At 40.7% G+C, this 22,036-nt stretch carries 21 protein-coding genes; 7 read left to right on the top strand and 14 right to left on the bottom strand.

Annotated features, from left to right (window positions below; translation table 11 throughout):
- Positions 1–6: 6 nt before the first annotated feature.
- From ACZ449_RS28200 to ACZ449_RS28160, 9 genes are all read right to left on the bottom strand, one after another.
- Positions 7–1,035 carry an ABC transporter substrate-binding protein gene (locus tag ACZ449_RS28200; protein ID WP_464259321.1) on the bottom strand — a complete coding sequence of 343 codons (1,029 nt, stop codon included), beginning with the start codon at positions 1,033–1,035 and terminating at the stop codon, positions 7–9.
- Positions 1,036–1,335: 300 nt separating this feature from the next.
- Positions 1,336–1,998 (bottom strand): response regulator, encoded by a 663-nt coding sequence (locus ACZ449_RS28195; RefSeq protein WP_464259320.1) that lies wholly within the window; start codon positions 1,996–1,998, stop codon positions 1,336–1,338.
- Entirely contained in the window at positions 1,995–3,422 is a 1,428-nt protein-coding gene (locus tag ACZ449_RS28190) for a HAMP domain-containing sensor histidine kinase (protein ID WP_464259319.1), read from the bottom strand. Before ACZ449_RS28190 ends, ACZ449_RS28195 begins: the two co-directional genes overlap by 4 nt.
- Positions 3,419–4,360, bottom strand: a complete 942-nt coding sequence (locus ACZ449_RS28185) for a substrate-binding domain-containing protein (protein WP_464259318.1) — start codon at positions 4,358–4,360, stop codon at positions 3,419–3,421. The genes ACZ449_RS28190 and ACZ449_RS28185 overlap by 4 nt, the downstream gene beginning before the upstream one ends.
- A 129-nt stretch (positions 4,361–4,489) precedes the next feature.
- On the bottom strand, positions 4,490–4,798 hold the full coding sequence (locus ACZ449_RS28180) for an AzlD domain-containing protein (protein WP_464259317.1): 309 nt from the start codon (positions 4,796–4,798) through the stop codon (positions 4,490–4,492).
- Positions 4,795–5,499, bottom strand: coding sequence for an AzlC family ABC transporter permease (locus tag ACZ449_RS28175; protein WP_464259316.1), 705 nt, complete (start codon positions 5,497–5,499; stop codon positions 4,795–4,797). Before ACZ449_RS28175 ends, ACZ449_RS28180 begins: the two co-directional genes overlap by 4 nt.
- 73 nt (positions 5,500–5,572) lie before the next feature.
- A complete protein-coding gene (locus ACZ449_RS28170; RefSeq protein WP_464259315.1) occupies positions 5,573–6,382 on the bottom strand; it encodes a TrmB family transcriptional regulator in 810 nt (269 codons plus the stop codon).
- A gap of 124 nt (positions 6,383–6,506) precedes the next feature.
- Positions 6,507–6,986 carry an HIT family protein gene (locus ACZ449_RS28165; protein WP_464259314.1) on the bottom strand — a complete coding sequence of 160 codons (480 nt, stop codon included), beginning with the start codon at positions 6,984–6,986 and terminating at the stop codon, positions 6,507–6,509.
- 35 nt (positions 6,987–7,021) lie between these two features.
- Entirely contained in the window at positions 7,022–7,855 is an 834-nt protein-coding gene (locus tag ACZ449_RS28160) for an MBL fold metallo-hydrolase (protein WP_464259313.1), read from the bottom strand.
- Positions 7,856–8,213: 358 nt separating this feature from the next.
- On the opposite strand from ACZ449_RS28160, the gene ACZ449_RS28155 reads away from it, so the two are divergent.
- From ACZ449_RS28155 to ACZ449_RS28130, 6 genes are all read left to right on the top strand, one after another.
- Complete coding sequence (locus ACZ449_RS28155; protein WP_464259312.1) at positions 8,214–9,260, top strand: GNAT family N-acetyltransferase; 1,047 nt, start codon at positions 8,214–8,216, stop codon at positions 9,258–9,260.
- A gap of 39 nt (positions 9,261–9,299) precedes the next feature.
- A complete protein-coding gene (locus ACZ449_RS28150) occupies positions 9,300–10,646 on the top strand; it encodes a carboxyl transferase domain-containing protein (protein WP_464259311.1) in 1,347 nt (448 codons plus the stop codon).
- Between the two features lie 140 nt (positions 10,647–10,786).
- Positions 10,787–12,976, top strand: coding sequence for an ATP-binding protein (locus tag ACZ449_RS28145; protein ID WP_464259310.1), 2,190 nt, complete (start codon positions 10,787–10,789; stop codon positions 12,974–12,976).
- A 271-nt stretch (positions 12,977–13,247) separates the two neighbouring features.
- Complete coding sequence (locus tag ACZ449_RS28140) at positions 13,248–13,856, top strand: DJ-1/PfpI family protein (RefSeq protein WP_464259309.1); 609 nt, start codon at positions 13,248–13,250, stop codon at positions 13,854–13,856.
- On the top strand, positions 13,856–14,446 hold the full coding sequence (locus ACZ449_RS28135; RefSeq protein ID WP_464259308.1) for a DJ-1/PfpI family protein: 591 nt from the start codon (positions 13,856–13,858) through the stop codon (positions 14,444–14,446). The genes ACZ449_RS28140 and ACZ449_RS28135 overlap by 1 nt, the downstream gene beginning before the upstream one ends.
- A gap of 26 nt (positions 14,447–14,472) precedes the next feature.
- Positions 14,473–14,805, top strand: a complete 333-nt coding sequence (locus ACZ449_RS28130; RefSeq protein WP_464259307.1) for a hypothetical protein — start codon at positions 14,473–14,475, stop codon at positions 14,803–14,805.
- A gap of 128 nt (positions 14,806–14,933) precedes the next feature.
- Here ACZ449_RS28130 and ACZ449_RS28125 read toward each other — a convergent pair whose 3' ends face one another.
- The 4 genes from ACZ449_RS28125 to ACZ449_RS28110 form a co-directional block, all read right to left on the bottom strand.
- Positions 14,934–15,815, bottom strand: a complete 882-nt coding sequence (locus tag ACZ449_RS28125; RefSeq protein WP_464259306.1) for a class I SAM-dependent methyltransferase — start codon at positions 15,813–15,815, stop codon at positions 14,934–14,936.
- A 189-nt stretch (positions 15,816–16,004) separates the two neighbouring features.
- Positions 16,005–16,619 (bottom strand): TetR/AcrR family transcriptional regulator, encoded by a 615-nt coding sequence (locus ACZ449_RS28120; protein ID WP_464259305.1) that lies wholly within the window; start codon positions 16,617–16,619, stop codon positions 16,005–16,007.
- A gap of 67 nt (positions 16,620–16,686) precedes the next feature.
- The gene (locus ACZ449_RS28115) at positions 16,687–17,721 is read right to left on the bottom strand and encodes a threonine aldolase family protein (protein ID WP_464259304.1); all 1,035 of its coding nucleotides are present in this window, start codon (positions 17,719–17,721) and stop codon (positions 16,687–16,689) included.
- Between the two features lie 302 nt (positions 17,722–18,023).
- Positions 18,024–18,389 carry a winged helix-turn-helix transcriptional regulator gene (locus tag ACZ449_RS28110; protein WP_464259303.1) on the bottom strand — a complete coding sequence of 122 codons (366 nt, stop codon included), beginning with the start codon at positions 18,387–18,389 and terminating at the stop codon, positions 18,024–18,026.
- Positions 18,390–18,501: 112 nt separating this feature from the next.
- Between ACZ449_RS28110 and ACZ449_RS28105 the strand changes: the two genes are divergently transcribed.
- The gene (locus ACZ449_RS28105) at positions 18,502–19,182 is read left to right on the top strand and encodes a flavodoxin family protein (protein ID WP_464259302.1); all 681 of its coding nucleotides are present in this window, start codon (positions 18,502–18,504) and stop codon (positions 19,180–19,182) included.
- Positions 19,183–19,398: 216 nt separating this feature from the next.
- On the opposite strand, the gene ACZ449_RS28100 is transcribed toward ACZ449_RS28105, so the two are convergent.
- Positions 19,399–21,963, bottom strand: a complete 2,565-nt coding sequence (locus ACZ449_RS28100) for a RimK family alpha-L-glutamate ligase (protein ID WP_464259301.1) — start codon at positions 21,961–21,963, stop codon at positions 19,399–19,401.
- Positions 21,964–22,036 lie beyond the last annotated feature (73 nt).

The following is a 22,036-nucleotide window of genomic DNA, read 5'->3' as shown; positions in this document are numbered from 1 at the left end:
TTGAATTTATTTTTTTACCTGTAGTATATCAGTAAACTTCTTTATCGTCGCTTCCTTGGAAGTCAGAGCCTCAGCGTAGTTTAACTTGATGGAGCGCTTCAAAGCTTCAGCAGCCTCTGGCAGCTTGAATTTTTCCGGGCTCTTCACGTCTGGGCGCACGGAAATCGTACCCTCAGCAGCAATAAGCGCCTGAGCTTCCTGACCGAGAAGATAATCCACAAATTTCTTCGCCGCGTCGAGTTTGGTAGTCCCCTTGAATATAGCCACAGGGCTTGGAACAACCAAAAGTTCCGGCGGATAACAAATAGCAATATGCGCGCCCTTTTTAATCTTGTCGTTTGTTATGTAATCAACAGCAAGGCTGGCAGCAAGTTCGCCCGAGGCGGTATCGTCAATAACCTGACCGGAACCCTTGCCTATTCTGCCCTGATTAGCGTGTAGTTTTTCAAAGAACTCCCAGCCGAACTGCTTTTCTAACAAGGCAATACTCATGTAGGACGTTCCTGAAAGGGCGGGATCCGCTATGGCAAAGGCTCCTTTATATTCCGGCTTCAAAAGGTCAGACCACTGAGTAGGAGGAGTCTGAATTTTATCAGTATTGATGGCTATACCGAGTGTTCCGAGCCGGGCCGCGGTAAAAGAACCATCATAATCTTCAAAGGGATTTACGATCTCGTTTAAGAGCGGTGTCTTGTATTGTTCCAAGATGCCCTCTTTCTTCATACTATAGAAATCGGGAACCTCGCTTGTCCAGATAACATCTGCCAGAATATGGCCGCTCTGCCGCTCTGCCGCGATCTTGGCCATGAGCTTGCCGGCACCAGCGGACTGATAATCTACCTCAATACCGGGGTTTTTCTTCTTGAAACCATCAACTATCCCTTTGATGAGAGATTCCTTCATGGACGTGTAGATGATGAGTTTGTTGCCTCCTGCGGCGGGCGATTCCGCTTTCTTATCGTTGCCACCGCAACCTGCAAACAGGGTACTGCACAACATGATGAATGCTAACAGAAGAATACTTTTTTTTCTCATTTTCCTGAAATCCTCCTTGTATTTAAGCTATCCTGGTTCTTGTATAAGCCGTTCTCCTTCATTCTCTTATCGTAAATGCACGCTATAAAAAAACAACCTCCCTTCTGGAATTTCAGAGGAACAACGGCAATACTTTTGATATCCGGTCTGTTTGGACGCCAGTAAAAGTGCAGAGACTTTACTTGCTTTGCGCATGAAAAAACAGCCTCTTTGTGCATTTTCTAAATCATCGCACAATTAAAGGCTGCAATGTAGCGGAAAAATCCCTTAACTTACTGTCGGAAAAATCCCTTACAAACGCTATTCGGCCGACAATAGCCCGTATTTTAGGGCATAACTTACCAATTCACTCCTTTTGGTTGCTTTCAGTTTCTCCGTTAGCCGTACTTTATACGTATCCACTGTTTTAATACTTAGCGATAGTCTCTCCGCTACCTCAGCTAGCGAATATCCGTGGGCAACAAGGCGCAAGACCTCACGCTCCCTAGGACTAAGCAAAACGTAAGGAGCTTTTTTATCAATCGTTTCCTGTTCTCGGTTTAATAAAACGTGCAGCAATAGGTTGGAATCCTGTTGACTGAGATAAATACCACCTGCCTCCACGGCCTCAATCGCTTTAAACAAATCCGTGTCCGCTGCGCTTTTAGGTACGTAAGCAGAGGCGCCTGCCTGCATTGCTCGCTTTATATAATTCTCATCTTCGTGCATTGTTAATACAATCACCTTAGCCTCAGGATAACGGCTTTTAATCTCCTTGAGACATTCAAGTCCATCCATATTAGGCATAGATAGGTCAAGCAACAAAATATCCGGTTGAAGCTGCTCAAAAAGTTGTATCGCCTGCTCACCATCTGCCGCCTCTCCAACTACCTGCATGCCCGAATTACGCTGCAACAGCAGTTTCAGACCAGAACGAAGTAGTTTATGGTCATCCGCCAATAGTACCTTAAGCTTTTGTTTCACGATGATTCTCCTTTCCCCGGGTGGAATTGAGGAATTGCAATAAAGAGCTCAGTACCGCCATAGGAAGACTTTCTAATCTCTAACTTGCCTTGAAGAAGCTCTACCCGTTCACACATTCCATATAGGCCAAGCCGATGTTCTTGCTGGGCCCGAATTAAATCAGAATCAGAAATTCCCCTGCCATTGTCAGCTATAGTGACCATAATCTGATGAGGCTGAAAGGTTATATCTATTGACACAGTAGTTGCGCCAGAATGTTGAACAACATTATTCAAGCTCTCTTGGACAATCCGGTAAAGAGCCACAGCAATTTGGTCATCAACAGAAGTTTGTTGACCTGACGCATGTAGGTCAATGTCTAACCCATGGCGGCTGGCGAATTTCTCGCTATATCGTTCTATAGCAGCAACTAGCCCGAGATCATCCAATGCAGGCGGTCTTAACTCAATTGCCAAATCGCGAACCTCTCGCAAAATATTGGCGGCTACGTCACGCCCCATAAGCAAAGCATCTTTTTGTTCTTGATTCGGCGCATCCTCCGCTAAAACCCGCATTGTCAACATAAGCGAGGTTAGCGCTTGACTTGTTTCATCATGCAACTCACGGGAAATCCGCTTGCGCTCATCTTCCTGAGCTGTCATCAGCTTGGTAATCAACGTATCACGCAATTCTTCCTTGGCGCGCAACTCACCGAGCAAAACTTCCTTATCGTCACTAGCCTTTATTAGACTGGCAGCCATTTCGTTAAAAGCGGTAGCCAGCTTGCCAACCTCGCCTGTATCATGGATATTGGCTCGAATCTCGAAATTCCCTCGCGTTATTGATTCAGCAACTGCTGCTAGCTTGCGAATAGGGTTAGTAATTAGCGCCGATATCCTGCTGGATAAGAATACAGCCAGTGCACAAATAACAAGGACAATAAACAATACGTCTTTTATATGCTGATTAATCGAGTTTCGCGTATACTTCTCGGTCATGCCGACCCGAACATAACCAACCGCCCCATTTTCAATGGGAACAACAATATCATGTATAAGCCCTTCGTCAGAGTTAAATACAGCTATTTCTTGCTGAATAGAATCAGGTATGTCATCCAACAGTCCCTTGGGTATACCGCCGTGAAAGGTATGCGCCAGCAAACGCTTGTTACTATCTATGATTAGAATATACCGCACGTCTTCGCTGCTTGCTGCGGTCTGATCGGCCAGCTCATATAAATTGTAGAGATCTTCCATTAGAACATAATTTCCGCCAGCCAAGGCTACGTGGGTTGCAATCTCGGCGCCGCGCTTTTGCAGCTGCTTAGAAACAATATCATCAAGAGAATTCCAAACAATTAAACCGGTGGCAAAGCTAAGTAACGCAATGATCAATAGTGCCATTGCCAATATCCGATAATAAATTGAGAGCCGTGACATCATCATAACTGCTCTCTCTTTTCTCGCAGCATCCGCCGAATCGGTTCATATAGCTCCGACTGAGGCGGCACGAATCGGTCAATCGACAAGCCTTGCAGTGCCGGCGTCATATCCGGGTTTTCATGCATGGTGAGCAGAACCTTCCGCAAAATTTCCCGCTGACCCTGACTTACACTTTTACCTACTACTACCGGACCAATCCCAGCAGGCGGCGAAACAGCAATAATTTTGACCGCCTCCGCCAGCTCTGGCTGCTTTTGTTTAGCCCGGTCGTATACTATGCTGGTAACAGGCGCAGCATCTACCACTTTGTTGGCAACTGCGCGAAAGGATTTATCATGACTATACGTGTAAATATAGCGTCCAAAGAACGTTTCCGGAGTCTCGTTTATTTGCCGAAGCATTTGTTCTAAAAATGTGTAGCCGGAATAACTTAACGGATCTGTGAAGGCAACCGTTTTGCCTTTAAGATCCGATATATCATTTATCTCGCTATCCTTCGGTACAAGGATATACCCCTGATAATAGGGGACACCCATCCGCTGTTGCGATGCCAGCATCTCAATCTCGTCAAAGCCACTGTAGTTTGCATATTCTCCTGATGAGAAGAACGCAAGGTCCGCACCTCCATTTAACAGCAGTAATGCAATCTCAGCATAACTTTTTCTTTGAATCAAAATCACCGGTCTGTTCACATGCTGACCGAGAAAATTAGCAATGGAGCGATAATGCATAACTGTCTCCTGCGGCAACAACACCGAAGAAATCGCCACCCGCAGAACATGAGAATCTGCGTCGACGGCAGAAATGTCCGGCGGCGCTTCCACTTTCTTAAAATCAATGTACTTGGCTTTACCCGGGAATGAGCTGCACCCTGTGCAGCTAGCCAAGATAGCCATCACAATCGTAAGCAAACAAACAAACCACAAAACTTTTCGATCCATAATCCACCCGCCCAATAAGAGAGTGTGTGTTCCCTTCAATTCACTACTATGAGTATTCTCCTTGGAAACGCTAATCCCTCTCCAATTTACATAATTGTTCGCACATATGGCTCCCTGTCTTTTATTAAATTATGCAAAAAGCAGATTCATAACCACTGCACCTGCTATTCCTCCAGCAACTACAATAATAAGATTCGTCTCGAGCCAGGCCAATAGAATAGCCATACTGCATCCAACAATTGCAGGCTCCATATGATTGGCCCCTGTTGAACTAAGTACTCCAGGAAAAATAAGTGCTCCCAACGCTGCATAGGGAATCAATTTCATAAATTGTTTTACATAGATGGGTAAATTAACATTCTGTAATAAAACCATCGGTAACATGCGCGGTATATAAGTGACAAGAGCCATAGCGCAAACAAGATAAATTAAATTCAATTTGATTCCTCCCTTGCAAAAAATTGTGCACCGATAGCAGCGCTGAATACGGTTGCAATAATAATGCCCCAACCATTCGATACCCCTAGCCAATTACTCAAAGAATTGACGATAATGGCCAATAAAGAAACAACCAGTGCTGACTTTGATTTTTTCACCTGGGGAATTAATAGTCCTATAAACATAACATACAAAGCAATCCCCATACTGCTCTTCATTATAGCTGGTAGCCCGTTAGCACAAAAAAGTCCCAGCCAAGTTCCAATATTCCATGAAACAAAGGCGATCGTATTCAGCCCCAATGAAAAATATCTAGGTAAGATTTCCTGACTTTGAAATGAACTTACAGAAAACGTTTCATCAGTAATACCAAAAGATAATAACATTCGCCATTTTCTAGACGCTCGCTTTTCTAATTTTTGCGATAGTGTTGCCGTCATGAGAAAGTGACGTAAATTTAAGATAAAAGTAGTCACGACTATTTCCCACCAAGAAGCGCCTAAAACAATCAAATTGATTCCAATAAATTGGCTAGCTCCTGCATAAATCAACAGAGACATTAAAAAACTTACATAACTAGGAATGCCTACCGAATTTGACAACAGTCCAAAGGCAATTGCAATGGGTATATAGCCCACTGCAATTGGCATGGCAGCTTTAACTCCCCGAAGGAAGTTTTCCTTTTCTGAAACTTGATTCACTTTATTTAACCTCCTGTATTTAGAAGTTATCTTAACAACTACTATAGACAAGTTTTAAAGTAAGCAGTCCCAGTTAATCGGACTGCTTACCCTCAACAACATAACGTAAAACCGGATTATTCCGCCACAATTCATCTAATTTTGCTGGACCAAAATGACGAGTAATTGCTTCGATCATAATATCGTGGCGAATAAATTCAGTAGCAATTAATACTAATGCCGGATCTTGTGTTTTTACAGCCCATGAAGCTTCACCATTCACAAAATTAGCAATAATCGCTTCCTCTTTATCACGAGCCAAAGTAGTTAACTTGCCGCCAATACGCTCTTTTACAACATCTGCCGTCATATAGTCATGGTGAAACGTAGCCCCTAAGCGACAACTTTTATCCCCAAAAACCATCGATAATACTTTCACATCGCGGTTTTCCGCTTCTTGCACATTTCGTACTAATAATGAAGCCTGCGGATTCCAAACAGATAACCATAATTCACTTGTTGCTCCGTCAATAATACTTAGCATTTCATCCATAACGAGTTGGTAACCGTTGATATGTGAAACAACGTCCACTTCTCTAACTTGTTCCAAATCTTTTAGTGATGTATCCAAAAAATTCAAAGTATCATCGATATTTTTACGTATCCTCGCTAGAAATTTTTGAGCAGGTACAGGAGAGTATTTGATAGGATCAGAAGGAATGATATAAATAGCTCCCCTGTCATTTAATTTATTTATCACTTCATAAATCATCGACCGTGGAACTCCAGAACGCTTGCTAAGTTCATATCCAGTGACAGGTGAATGCTGTAAAAGTGAGATATATGCCTTAGATTCATATTGAGAAAAACCAATTTTTTGTATTTCAATCAATAGCTGTTCCATGATTCTCCCTATAGTTGTTATTATTATAACAACTATAAAACAAATAGAAAAGACTGTCAATGACTTTCTAACTTTAGGACTCATAATAAGTAACACACCATATAGATACCCTCTATTATTTTAATTATTCACTACTTGTCATGATTTTTTCTCTAATATGAGTTGTCATAGAAAGAATTTTAGACTCGTGCTGTTCCTGTTTATCAGTCTTGTATCTGTTTCGTATAAAGCTAAATAATTTGGCTCCATCTATTTTCCTATTTATACGAATATTTTCATCAGGAAACTTCAACATCCAATTATATCTAGGAAACAGATGGAAATGAAAATGACTGGTTTCTTCACCCAAGCTAAGTATGTAAACCCTTTCAATATCCGATTCACAAATCAGAAATTCAGTTATTCTTTTAGAGATTTGAGCCAATTGAAAAAGTTCATTTTGATTTAATTGTTCTATACTTTCGAGATGTCTTATTGGAGAGAGGATAAAATATCCCGCTATATTTATATCTAAACAATGATGCAGAATGATCAAATCATCTTTATAAACAATACCTCCTGGTGGTATTATTCCTTCATTTATAATTTGGCAAGTAAGGCACATTATAGTCACCTTCATTCTACGGCAATTCTTATGCCTTAATATTCAACTACTAATCCTACACCAACATCCTTAAGATCAGCTACCTGGGCTAATCTAATTTTCGAATATGTATCCGTACAATGACATGCATGAATAGAACTAATCTGATTCCTTGTTATGTATTCACTTGTATGAGTTAATTGGTCATGGCTTGGGGTAAGAAGATGGAATCCGCCAATAATATCACATATTTTATCTTCATTACACGCTTTTTTCGCATATTCAACAATATTGCAAATTCCCGAATGCGAACATCCTGTAATTATTACTAAACCTACATCAGACTTATACACTAAAGCAGAATCGTCAAGTACAAAGTCTTCTTTCCATTTACCATACTTTAGCGTTTCGCCTATTGGATTTATGGCTTCAAATGAATTCTTCCTTTCAATTTCACCCAGGAACATAAGTTTGTCCGACAACATAACCGGTTTCCTACTAAGATTCAATGGAAAAGTATTTTTTAGTTGGCTCTCAGAAAGCATTGAGCCTATTGTAAGCCCATTTTCTCTTTTTTCTAAAAAAGCATCGGGATGTGCGATTATAGTGGGTATTTTTAAATTACGCCCTTCAAATGTGGCTTCTGTATATAACCGAACTAACTCACCTATTCCCCAGGTGTGGTCATTATGACCGTGTGAAACAATTATTGCATCTAACGTTAAAAGGTCTATACCCATTTTGTTTGCGTTTTTTAAAAATACATCTGAGTATCCTGTGTCAAACAAATATTTCTTCCCTTCACATTCTATAAAATACGATACTCCTGGTTCTCCCAAAAAATATCTATCAATTATTGTATTGTTATCGACTAAAACGGTTAGTTTCATATAGCCTCCATGTAAACTTTAACATTCAAATTCAGAGTTCACTAATCATCTTCAATTAAAGTAGAGCCGTAGCTATCAAAAGATTAGCTACGGCTCTACTTCTATAATTTATTTCTTTTTCCTGCAATAATACACTGCGGCTGCGGTGGTTTATTTTTTTTGTCGAAGTAATGAAATAGCGGGTAGGATCTACGATAATTTTATTGAAATAAATTGGAATACATTCAATTTTTTTGTAATTGGGTGATTCATCTAAAGAGGGGGGATGGCTATTGCAGTTAGGTAGTTATTTATCCAGGTGACATAATTCTCGCAACGAGAGTTATGTCTTTTTTATTACTAGTTAGGAGGCTAAATTATGAATAATGCCCAAGGAAAAGTTAGTTTACAGCGACAGAACAATACTAACGTGCATGGTGAAAAGTCAACGCCGTTAGCCCTGATCCGTACCATGCGGCCGGAAGAGGCTGCAGATGTATGCCGTTGTGTACACAATTGCTATGGCTTTTCTTATCCCAACAGAGATATGTACGATTCCGAGCGCATAAAAGTCTTAAACCGGGATGGGAATATGGTCTCATATGTTGCAATAGACCATAATAACCGGGTAATTGGACATGCCGCTTTGGAATTGAACACTTATAACCCTATGGTTACTGAATTTGGAAATGCATTTGTGCTGCCGGAATACCGTGGCAGCGGTCTTTTAAATATGTTCGCCGAGGCCTTAGTAGAAGCTGCGACTGAAAAACAGTTAGCAGGGGCTTTTGTCGGGTCAGTATGTGCACATCCTTATTCGCAGAAAGCGGCGCATAAAATGAGATTTAGTGATACGGCACTATTTCTCAGTCGTCTGCCGAACATGGAATTCCAACGATTACGCTCTGCCAGCAATCAGAGGGAAAACCTCTTGTATTCGTTTCGGTTTTTCTATCTTAACACAGACATAAATTTATATGTTCCACAACATCATGCCCAAATTATTAAGCGAATTTATCGGAGTTTAGGGCTGCGTTTCACGCTCAAAACGTCTTCGACAAAGTTGCCTGCTGCGAAAAATATCTTTCGTTTGACTGTCGATCCATATGGGGCTGCGCATGTTTTTTTTACGGATTGCAACGCCGAGATTGTAGCTACAGCAGTTAAGAAACTTTCGGATATTAATGGACAAGTAGAAACGGCATACCTTTATTTGAATCTCGCAGATTCTGGTTCGCCGATAATGTGCATTCAGTTTGAACAACTAGGGTATTTTTTCGCTGGGATGTTGCCTGGCACGAGAGGTCATAACTGGCTAGTCTTACAACAGCCCAATAATAGAGATATTAATTATAGAAAACTAGAAATAGCCTCAGAACTGGGGCGGGATTTAGTTGATTATATTACTTTTTATGCTAGGCGGTAACCATGTAAAAGAGTTTTACCTAGAGAAAGGATGAGGAAAGTGAATACAACACAACAACGTATAGGAAAATTAGTGGACAATAATAGTTTTTCGGAGATTATTACGGAAACAGGAACTATGGCTGTAGTCGGAACCGGTAGGATATATGGCAGGCCGGTTTTCATAGTAGCGTTTCAGTCCTCATATTTTCAGCCTGATGCAGTTTTTGACACCATATCAAAAATAGTCGTTTTTTTAGAGCGTGTCTTAGCTGAAAAAAAACCTTTACTTTTTATTCATGATACTCCTGAACTACCAAGAAATAGCGGCAGCACACCTCTTAGCCCTGATTATCTACGTTTACTTACCGACCGCCGTGGCATGGGAAGAGTATATTGCTTACTGGCAAGATTAGCCGAAATTGTACCTACTGTATCTGTGTTATTGGGAAAAGTGGCGTCGGCACAGGCTTTTCCTGTTGCTTTAAGTAATGCAGCAGTAATGACAAAGTCTGCCGGATTGTGTATGGGACGGCCGGAAGTTGTGCAACAGATGGTGGGGGAAGAAGTTTCGTTTTCCGAAATCGGTGGGGCTGATATTCATAGTATATTCACTGGAACTGTGGATAAGGTTGTTGAGAATGAGAAACAAGCTATTGATTGGGCACGACGCTATCTTTCGTATTTGCCATTACGGCAGGGCGATTGTATACCAAAGGGGGACTGTTGTCTACCGACAGGCAACATAGCGATGGCCAAAACTATGGTTGGTTTGGGTACACCATTTGACATGCATGAGCTTATCGATAGTTTCATTGACGCCGCTTCTTTGCTGGAACTTAGAGAAGATTATGCACGTGAAGTGATAACCGGCTTAGCAAGAGTAAAGGGATTGACACTGGGAATCGTCGCAAGTAATTCCGCAAATAGTGGAGGAATATTATTTGTCAGGTCCTGCCGAAAAATTAGTCGTTTTATTTTAATGTGTAATACTTTCGGCATACCGTTACTGTTTTTAGCCGATGTTCCAGGGTTTATGATTGGAGTAGAAGCGGAACAGAGCGGTATTATCAGTGCCGGAGCGGCGCTGTTTTCGGTATTAGCCAAAATAACAGTCAAAAAGATGTGTATTGTGACGCGTAAAGCCTTCACTGGCGGACTGTACGCTATGTGTGGACCAGGTTTCGATACCGATGTATTCCTAGCTTTTCCAGCAGCAAGCATCGGTGTCTATAGTAAGGAAACTTTGCAGCGAATTAACCTTGATCAACAGACGAACACACCGGAAACAGGAGAAAACGTACAACAGTTGCTTGAGCAGGGACTGTTGGATAAGGTAATAGCTCCGGAACAGTTACGCGACACCATCGGCGATTTTCTGACCAATGTATTCAAAAAAGTTGAATAATAGTAAAAAAATTACAGAAAAAACTAATTTAGCAGGAGGTGTGTCAGTCATTAGAGAATAAAGAATATATCCAGGCTATAGAGAACTTTCTTCTGTGTATTAGCTAGGTCGTCACGATTACGTTTTGGATGTGATTTTTGATGAAGTTTTTTAATACAATCAAAAAACGATTACTGTTTTGGGCGTGCTTGGCTTGTACAATCACGTATAGTGTTTGTGGAATTTATGTCACGCACACAGTAGAGAAATGGATACGTGATGATTTTGATAAACTAGCCCAGGAGCATGCTGCTCATGTTCAGGATAAAATAAATGAGCAAATCGTAGCTTCTGCTAAGGCAGTTGCCGCCATGCTGGCGAGGGATGAGCGTACCGAAGTGCTGATGCAAAGGTTAGGCGGGGACGTTTATGACCATATGCCTGGAAAAATGACTGACCAGGAATTACAGCATTTCTTTTTATTCCTTGAAACCCATAAAGATGTTTTAGGTGTGGCTATTGCCACTGAGGTGGGAGGTTACCTCCCTTATACCTATGTCCCAATGACTGATCGCTATGATCCGCGGGTGCGGCCATGGTATACGGCCGCGATGGCTACTCCTGGAAAGCCGGTAGTGTCTGATCCATATATGCAGCTTGGTAATAGAATGGTACTGCCCATATCCCATACAGTGGGTCCGTTAGAGAAGCCGACAGGCGTTATTGTCTGGGGTTGGAGTTTAGATACGTTAGCGAATGAACTTAATGCTAAGCAAATCGGGCACACCGGCCATGTCATGTTACTTAACGAAAACAATAAAATCATCGTTAGCCCTAAATATCCCGCGTGGCTTTTAAAAACGCCGGATAACGTTAATTTATTTGGATTAGACGACCTGGCTACTGCGCATGGGCAAATTAGGCATCTTACTATTGAGGGAATAGACAAGCTGGTTTATATTGATGTCCACCCACAAACAGGGTGGAAAGTGTTATGTCTCATTGATGAAGCAGAAGTAGTATCAGCAGTACAGCATGTACTATTACCTATTTGGCTTGCCTTCGGGTTGTCTATTGTTGTTGTTTGCGGCTTGTTACTCTGGCTGGCAAATGATATTTCCCGGCCTCTTACCCGGCTAGCCACTTATGCTCAAACGGTGGCCGGCGGGGGATTCCCAGATGTTGCTCCTTCCAATCGAACTGATGAATTCGGGATACTTTCCCGTAGTTTTACTCACATGGTGAATGAACTTGCTGCTGCTGCCCAAGAGCAGCAACAGTCAAGGAAAGCACTAGAAGAAAAGGAACTTCAGTTTCGCCTGTTGGCAGAGAATGCCGCCGATGTAATATTCTTGTACCGCATTAAGCCTGAATACAGGATGGAATATATTAGCCCGGCTATATTGCCACTTGCAGGCTATAATCCTAACGAGTTGTATAAGGAGCCGACGTTGTTCTTTGCCATAGTTAACCAAACAACTATTGAGTCTCAAGTAACAGATTTGTCACGTTGGGGAATAGCTTCTTCAGAATATAGACTAGTTAGTCGAGATGGAAACAAAATCTGGGTTGAGCAAAAATGTGTTGCGGTAGTTGACAATTCTGGAGCTATAGTGGCAATCGAGGGGATTATCAGGGACGTTAGCGAACGCAAGAAAATGGAAGATGAGTTTTCGCGATTTGACAGATTGAATGTAGTCGGGCAAATGGCTGCTAATATTGCGCACGAGGTCCGAAATCCATTGACGGTAATACGGGGCTACTTGCAGCATATCGGTGGCAAAGCTGACTTCACCAAATATCGGGAACAGTTTCTTATGATGGTAAGCGAACTTGACCGTGCAAATCAAATCATTACAGAATATCTTTCGCTAAGTAAGCACGGTTTTGTTGATTTTAAGACCGGAAACCTAAACCAGATTATTGAGGCAATATCACCACTCTTACAGGTCGAAGCCACTAGTAACGAAAAATATCTTAGGTTAGAATTAAGAACTATAGCTGATTTATGTCTTGACGAAAAACAAATACGTCAATTGTTGTTAAATTTAGTGCGCAACGGTTTAGAGGCTTCGCCTCGGGGAGGTACAGTAACCATTCAGACTTATATGAGTAACGACCATGTAGTTCTCGCAGTGCAAGATCAAGGGCCAGGGATACCGGTAGATATTTTGGAGAAATTAGGAACACCCTTTGTGACCACGAAAGAATATGGTACAGGGATAGGCCTACCTGTATGTTACCGGATTGCCGATAGTCACCATGGGACTATTCACGTGCGGACGAGTTCAGAAGGTAGCAAATTTAGTGTGCATTTTAGACTGCACGAGAAAGAAGAATTGAATCAGTAAAATTAAGTGTGTAAGTTCGAAAGAACTTACACACTTAATTTTTTGGGGGTTGAACTAACTATCAGACATTAGTCAATACTTTGCCTAATGTCTATTTAATGCGTGAATCAGAATCACCAGAACCCCTTAGAGCACAAAACTCCATAGATCATTTCTTCAATTCATTATTATCGAACATTATGTTCTATTTATTCAATTTTATTATTTAGTACTTCTATGATATGATGAATTCTAAGAACATTCCATACAAAATTTGGGTGGTGCTAAACTGATGAAAATAAAGAAAGTGTTGCTTTTTCTGTCCAACGGCTTCGAAGCCTATGAAGCTAGCGTTTTTACTGATGTACTGGGCTGGAATAAACTGGAGGGAGACGGTTGCACTACTACAATAACCTGTGGTATGCACAAAGAATTGAAAAGTACCTGGAATTTTACTGTGACTCCTGAAATGCAGCTCCAGTATGTTGACGTAAATATGTTTGACGCACTAGCAATTCCCGGCGGATTTGAGTCTGCTGGCTTTTACACCGATGCTTTCAACGAAGATTTTCTTTCTATTATCCAGAAATTTAACTACGCAGGCAAAATCATCGCCTCCATATGCGTTGGAGCTCTGCCAGTTGCCAAAAGTGGAGTATTGCAGGGCCGAACAGGTACTACATATCATTTGAATAATGGATTACGTCAAAAACAGCTGGCCGATTTTGGGGTTATATTAGTAAATCAACCTATAGTAATCGACGCAAATATTATAACCTCTTCTTCTCCGGCAACAGCCTTGGATGTGGCTTTTAAGTTACTCGAGATGCTGACTACGCCAGTAAACTGCTGTAAAATTAAGCATTTAATGGGTTTTAACATAAGGGAGGAGTCACTCTGATGAATAATGTAGGTATTTTTTTGTTCAACGATATCGAACTTCTCGATTTTGCCGGACCGTACGAGGTTTTTTCCGTAACATCCGAACTAAATAATTACCAACTCTTTAAGGTCTTTACGATATCTAGTGATGGAACCGAAATAAAATCTATAAATGGCTTAAGGGTGGTACCTGATTTTAGCTTTGATACTCACCCTCCGATTGATATTCTTGTAATCCCCGGTGGAGTGGGAACCAGAGAAGAAATAAATAAACGAGAAGTTCTTGACTGGATAACAAAAATATACGAAAACTCAAGAATTACTATGTCAGTATGCTCGGGTGCTAGAATCCTTGGTGTGCTAGGTCTTCTCGACTATCTTGAAGTTACTACACACCATGAAGTTACTAATCACTTAGGTGAGATAGCTCCCAACACAATTATTAACCAGAACAAAAGATATGTAGACAACGGAAAGATTATGACTGCGGGAGGAATATCTGCTGGTATTGATTTATCCCTTCATATAGTTAATAAACTTCATGGAGAAGTAACAGAAAACAAAACCATTCGATATATGGAATACGGCGATTGGCGATCACTTGTTTGATAAAATTATGAGGAGTGGCTTGTATTATGCGAATTCAATTAATACGAGGTGCGACGCTACGATTTAGATATGCAAGAAGGAATTTTATCATTGATCCTTGTTTTTCTGCAAAGCATACAATGCCATCATGGGCTGGTAAATCACTTAACCCGTTGGTAGATTTAGGGTGTTCTCCCCTTACACAAACAATTAATTTATGCCATTCTGCTCCTAAAAGTACGGTAATTGCAACACATATGGATTCATTTGATCACGCAACAGTTTCACGTGCGTTTTTGCGAGAATATGCTAACGCAAATAATGTTTCGCCTGAAAACTTACTAATCCCTAACGATATGGAGCAATATACCTTCGATTAATACCAAAAAGCAATTTGAAAGCACTGGTTCTGCCGAACCAGTGCTTTCAAATTGCTTACCATTAGCAACAAGCTACACTTTCCTCATTTCGCAGCACATTTAGTTTTTTTCTCACTCTTCGCTTCTAGTCAGACTTTCTTTATTGCCTTTACGATCCTAAACTTTTGGGCTGCCGTTGCAAAATCCTCTTTGCAAAAATATTTTTCCGCCAGTTGCGCCGAATCTACTTCCTCAATTAATCCAAATTTATACTTTGCTAAAAAATCCTGTATCTCCCCCTCAATCATAAAGCCAGGTCTCTCACCCGCTTTAACAAGGGTTTGGTAATGCTTTTTTATCTTAGTATCACCGTTAATTTCTTCTTGTCTGACGATCGAAGCAGACGCATAATCAAAAACAAGTACACTGTCTTTCGAAGAATAGTCGCTTATGAGATTTAACGTATTATCAATTGATTCTTGATCGAGATAATACGTTAAGCCCTCCAGAAGGAAAAGACACCTACCATTTTTTTCAAACCCGGCTTTATCTAATTTTTCGACCAACGATTCTTTAGTAAAATCAATGGAAATAAATTTTAAATTCATTGGAAAATCAATCTTTCTTTTCACAAATCTATTGATTTTAGCCTGCTGGGTCACCTGAGCGTCAAGCTCAAAAACTCTCGCGTTCTTTAATTGATTTCTAAACCGCATGGCTCGGGAATCAAATCCCGCTCCAAAAATCAGCACCTGATCAACATTCTCGGCAAGGCTGTTGAATATTTCGTCAATAAATCTAGTCCGTGAAATGATATACTCATATATACCTGGGACTTTAAATAGAGCTTTTTTTAAAACGCTTCGCGAAATATGATACTTGGCCATGGCATTAAGGTACGATGGTATAATCATCGAAGCGATGAAATCCTCACTCTTGTAGCATGGATCTTTCTCATAATAAGAGGTAGCTCGCATAAGGCAAGTTCCTAGTGCAGTTATGGATACTTTGCTTTCAATTCGTTTACTCATAGTTTCCTCCTGGCATTTAGAGAAAATGCTTATTTTATATATTTAACGACCGTTCGTTAGGTAAATACTACCCTGTATTATGAGAAAAGTCAAGAAACAAATCGATGTTGCAATATATAGCAAATATGTTATTGGTTAAGAGGGAAAAATTAAATAAAAAATTAAGGATTCCAGTAATCACTGGAATCCTTAACACTGTCTTCCTTTTATTCCTTGCCAATAATTCCGCCACACCTTATCAATTTTATCAAGCTTTTGCTCTTCAGTCAGATCAGTCATGAACACATTCATCAATGAATAGAGCCCTTGTCTTAGACTATAATAAGACAATAAAATTTCTTCCGGTGCTTCTTTGCAAATTAATCCTTGCTGAATTCCCTCCTTAATTATTTTCGTGTACCTCTCACCAAGTCCCATTTCATGCTTTAACGCCCTTGTTAACACTTTATCCTTTAGAATGACTGGAGGAAAAAACATTACACGAATCCAAAAAGTCCTCGCTGCCGGCTCTTCATTCCGAGTGCCAATTAGATATTGCTTAAAAAGATAATAAAGTCTCTCCGTTGGTAACATGCTCTCTGATTCCGCCAATGATTTCTCCATATAATTATGGTATTGGCTCTCAAGATCCTCATAAATTTCCCAGAATAGCGCTTCTTTACTAGTAATAAATGCATATAACGATGACTTTTTTATTCCCACTCCAGTCGCAATTTTCTCCATACTTGTTGCATCATAACCATTATTAGCAAATAGAGTAAGAGCATTTTTTTTTATTTTATCTCTAGTTTTATCACTCACCATTTACCCTCCATAACAACCAGTTGTTAGGTAAATTGTATTTCACATAATAAAGAAAGTCAATGTTGAGCTATAACGCCTTAATATCCTTTATCAACATTGCAACATTTTCTTCTTTTGTTGCCCAACTGGTACAAAACCTTACAGCACTGTGTGCTGCATCAACCGTTTCCCAGAAAGAATACGAATACTTTTCACTCAAGTTTCTCAGCGCAGTCTCAGGCAAAATTGGAAATTGCTGATTTGTCGTAGAAGCATAACGAAAAGAAAATCCTTTCTCAGCAAAGGCATCCCGAATCAGCAGCGCCACATCGACAGCATGTTTTGAGATTTCATAGTATAGGCCATCTTCAAATAACGTTTCAAACTGAATTCCCAATAGTCTCCCCTTGGCCATCATTCCACCATTTTGCTTGATATGATAGCGGAAATCTTTTTTTAACGCATCGTTTAAAATTACTACAGCTTCTCCAAACAAGGCTCCCACCTTTGTGCCCCCAATATAAAACACATCACACAGCCTTGCAATATCAGCCAAAGATAAATCACTATCTGGTGCCGCCAGACCATATCCTAACCTGGCTCCATCGATTACCAACGGCAAACCGCACTCCCGGCAGACTTTACTTAATGCCTCTAATTCAGCTTTTCGATATATGGTGCCATTCTCAGTCGGGTGAGAAATATAAACTAGGCCGGGCTGCACCATATGTTCATGGCTGTCATCATTCCAGTGCGCGTTATATAATTTTTCTACCTGTCCTGCCTCAAGTTTGCCATCATCACTCGGTAAAGTAAGTACCTTATGACCAGTCGCTTCAATCGCACCGGTTTCATGCACCGCGATATGTCCGGTAGTAGCCGCCACTGCACCTTGATGCGGACGCAGAATGGAAGAGATGATCGTCGTATTGGTCTGTGTTCCGCCAACTAAAAAATGCACATCAGCATGCTCATTCTGGCACGCTTTTCTAATATAAGCTCTGGCTTTTTCAGAGTGTTCATCTAAACCATAGCCAGGTGTCTGCTCTTCATTGGTTTCCACTAATCGTTTCAAGATGCGCTCATGCGCGCCTTCTGTATAATCACATTCAAATCGTATCATCTTTTATTATTCTCTCCAATCGTTCTAACCTTTTCTGTTTAGTAACATAGGTATAGTAGTGTTGCATTTTATAAACATATATTTATGTATATCATCACGCTCGTTGCTCTATTTCCTTGCCTATCGTGCCCTTGTATGCTTATGGCATATTATTATAATAAAGCTAACATATGTATAACAGTCAACCTCGATGTATAACACCAATACAGCTGGAAGGACCCCAAATTGAATATCTCTATTTCATTGATCTAGATATTAATAACTAGCAATTAGGATTCTCTTGGTAACAAGATGCACACACACTAGCATTGCTTATTTATTTCCATCTGCTCTTTACCCCAATTGTACAGTCCATTTAAAGCGGGAATTAATGCTCTTCCTCTATCTGTCAATCTATAATCAACAGATGGTGGTACAGTATCATAAGAACACCGTAATACCAGTCTGGCCATCTCTAATTCTCTTAGACTTTTGGTCAGCATTGTATTAGTAATTCCCCCAACCTTTCTTTTCAGTTCATTGTAGTGAAGTTTCTCATCCTCCATTAGATGCCATAATACTGGAAGTTTCCATTTCTGTCCAATGATGTCTAGTGCGTATAAAATCGGACACTTCCCACCATATATATTTTTTTTACCGAATTCAGAAGCATATTCTACCTGTTTCATATACCCTCCATTTTTGAATAGTTTAGGGAAGAAAAATGTGCGTACTTACATTATCCTTTCCTAAATGATATAGTAACTGCATCTACTAATCAATATATTTGGAGGTATTGTTATGAAAATTATTGCCATTAACGGAAGTCCACGCAAAAAAGGAAATACAGCAACCTTATGTGAAGAATTTCTAAAGGGAGCTAAATCTGTAAGACCTGATGTTGAAACTGAAATTATTAACTTATACGAATTGAATTATACAGGATGCAAAAGTTGTTTTGCCTGTAAACGAACCCAGAGCAACACCTATGGGACATGTATTATTCCGGACGATTTACAAAAAATAATTGACCGTATATCCACAGCTGATGGAATTGTATTGGGGTCTCCCATTTATTTCGGGGATATAACAGGACAAATGCGCTGCTTTTTAGAAAGATTGCTTTTCCCCTATGTAACATACGAAACAGGCTATAAAACAATAGCACCAAAGCATATGTCAACTGCCATGATTTATACGATGAATGTCACCCAGGAAATCATGAAACAGTTTCAATATGACATGAGAATTTCACATATAGAGAGCTTTATAGAAAGAGTTTTCTCAAAGCCGCAGGCATATTATGCCTATAACACCTATCAGTTTGATAATTATAACAATTATAAAGTAGAAGTATTTTCAGAAAGCGACAAAGCAGAATATAAACAGTTACAATTTCCCAGAGAATGCCAACGTGCTTTTAATGGTGGAATAGCTATGATCAAGCAAATATCAGAGGGTTTTTCTTCTAATCATATCTAGCCTCTCTTGTTGAATATCTACTGAAATGGTTTTCTAACTCCTTTTATTTCTGTTAAACACGAAGCGTTCCTAAACCCTGCCCAATTGTCTAAAACAAAAGTCCTCAATCCCTATATATCATATCAGGATTGAGGGCTTTTTCACCATTACCAATGATATGGTTCACTGTATCGGGTATAACGGCGAAATTCTATTCCGCATTTGATCCTTATTATCTTATTCCTCATACCATGTGCGCAAAGGCTGTTCTTTTATAATAAACGGCAGTTTAATCTGTGCGATTGTCATGCCAGGGTTTAGCTTTTGCTTATATAAATATTCTTGCCAGCCCTGTTTCATGATCTGTAGAGTAGGCGCATTCAGCAAATTCCGTCCGCGATAAAGAGAATACCCTCCTACGTTTTTAGTTAAAGTGACTTCCAAATTCGCTAAATACTCTTCTATAGGGAAATCGGACTGGAATACTTCCGGTTCAATGTACAACTCATATTTTTTGAGCTGCGGGTTAGGGTACAACTGGCATTGGCGTATTGCAAACCCCATTTTTGCTGCCACTTCCCGGATATACTGATTGAGAACAGACCCTGGAATCTTTTCACCACCGATAGTGGCAATCTCCGTACTCTTGCTGATAAATTCGATGTTAGGTGTATTACCGGTAAAACCATACACCTTGACAAGATCACCCATATTATAACGATACAATCCAGAATAAGTGGTAACTATCAATTCGTATGTTTCACCATCCTTGACCTCATGGGCAAGTAATGGCTGTCCGCCATCCAACGGCAAAAATTCGAAAAAGGCGGTAAATGGGGCAAGGGGACCATAAGCATAGCCCGGTTTGAGTGGAATATTGATTTTTACCTCACTCGCTCCATAACCCGCATCCATGTAAAGAGTATCTGGATTAAGAATGCTACGCACCTCGTCCACATAACTCCCGATTGTACTCGACAACCAGAACACACCCATTATTAGCTGCGGCCAGTAATGCTTGAGCAAAAACTCCCCATGTTCCTCAGCTCGTATTTTTCTAAGTTCAGCCGCACGTTCCGGAGCAGGCGATAATTTCCCCTCCAGCAACTGCCGAATATCTTGTGGAATATCTAACCGTCCGTTGATCGTTCCGGCCTCGATATCGGCAATTAGTTCTTCGGCATGTTGCTGAGCATAATCAGCCAGCACTTTCAACCGCCCGGCATTGTTGCCGATGACAGCCATCATATCCTTGTGCAGCAAGGAAAAGCGCATAATTAAATAATCCACGGCTTCATTATTTGGTATGTCCATAATTTCAGCAGGATAGGCATCTAATTTGGCTAATGCCGGATCGACCTGTGCACGAGTAATACCAGATGCTGTTCCTATCGGAATCCCAGTTGGTGTCAGCGCAACAGAGGCTGCATTGGATAACGCTAAAAGATGTCCCATTTTCGTTGTACTGTTAGCTAACAAAAAAGCAAATCGAATGCTGGCTACTGCCTTCTTAGCTGATGCACCGCTTGCGCTCTCTGGAATGATTTTCGATTTACTAGAGGTAGTGCCGGAAGACTTAATGAAATAGTCCGGTTTTCCCGGAAAAATAACATCTTGCTCGCCATCGATCATGCGCTCGGCATATACTTCATAGTCTGACCAGTTGGAAACAGGCACCTGTTTGCGAAACTCCTCAATCGAAGTTATGGAGGAAAAATTGTGTTCCCGACCAAACTCTGTTTTTTGACAACGTTTGATCATATCCATTAGTACTACTTCCTGTACCTGCGGGCATAACGCAAACATGGCCTTGACAACACCAGGAAATACCGTCTTCGGCAAATTGAGCAATAGATTAGGCATTGAAGTAGTACGAGTTTCTTCTAGAATCTTTTTCATGCGCCATGGCATAGCAGGGCGGGCAGACAGTTGTGCAGCAAGACTGCGTAAAGTAATTCCGGCAATATTGAGCCCTGTTGCCGCTTCAAGTCCTTGAAATCCAGGCAACGAATTGGCTTCTCCCACGATAAAGCCGTCAGGACCGAACAGTAAATCAATCCCACCTATATTTAAACCAAGAATACCAGCTACTTTTTCCGCCAATTCTCTGATTTCCGCATTCATTTCACAGGCTTTGCCGTGACCGCCACCAGAGATATTAGACTTAAAGCCATCACCAGAATTTTGACGAATAAAACAAGCAATCGCTTTGCCACCAAGAATGAATACCCGTAAATCCTTGCCTTTGGTAGTCGCAATGTATTCCTGAATCAGTATCTCATCCTGACACCCGGCCGCTTCATAAAGCTCAACCAAATTTTTAAGCTCTTCAACAGACCGTACCAGCATTACCCCTTTGCCTTTGCTGCCGCGAAGCACCTTCATAATCAGCGGAAATCCAAATTCAGATTCCGTCCTTTTCAGGTCACTGCCTGGTCGCAGCAATGCTGTTTTGGCGACAGGAATACCATGCTGCGCCAATATTTGCGAGGTAACTAACTTATCACCGGTTTTCAGCTTTACCTCCGCGGTGTTGAGGCACAACACGCCCAGCACATTAAGCTGGCGAAGTACAGCAAGATTATAATAATCCATTTCATTGAGAAAAGCAGCTACAGCAAATTCAGGTAATTCCTTTTTTACTCCTTTTACGTAGATTGTCCCGTCATTCGCATTGTCCAACAACAACTCAATATCCTTAGGGTTTATAAGTTCCAACAGTATATTGGCTTTAGCCGCTTCTTCCGCTACTCGTTTCAGTTCATGTATATCAGTATTGTTATGCAAAATCCATCCGTGCATAGGACACCTCCCTATTTTTAATACATACTTAGATACTGCTCTTCTATATAATTACATAATTCCTGGGCGATGG

The sequence above is a fragment of the Desulfosporomusa polytropa genome (genome assembly GCF_055380075.1).
Note: the sequence above shows the minus strand (reverse complement) of the source record. Positions and strands in the feature narration are given on the sequence as shown.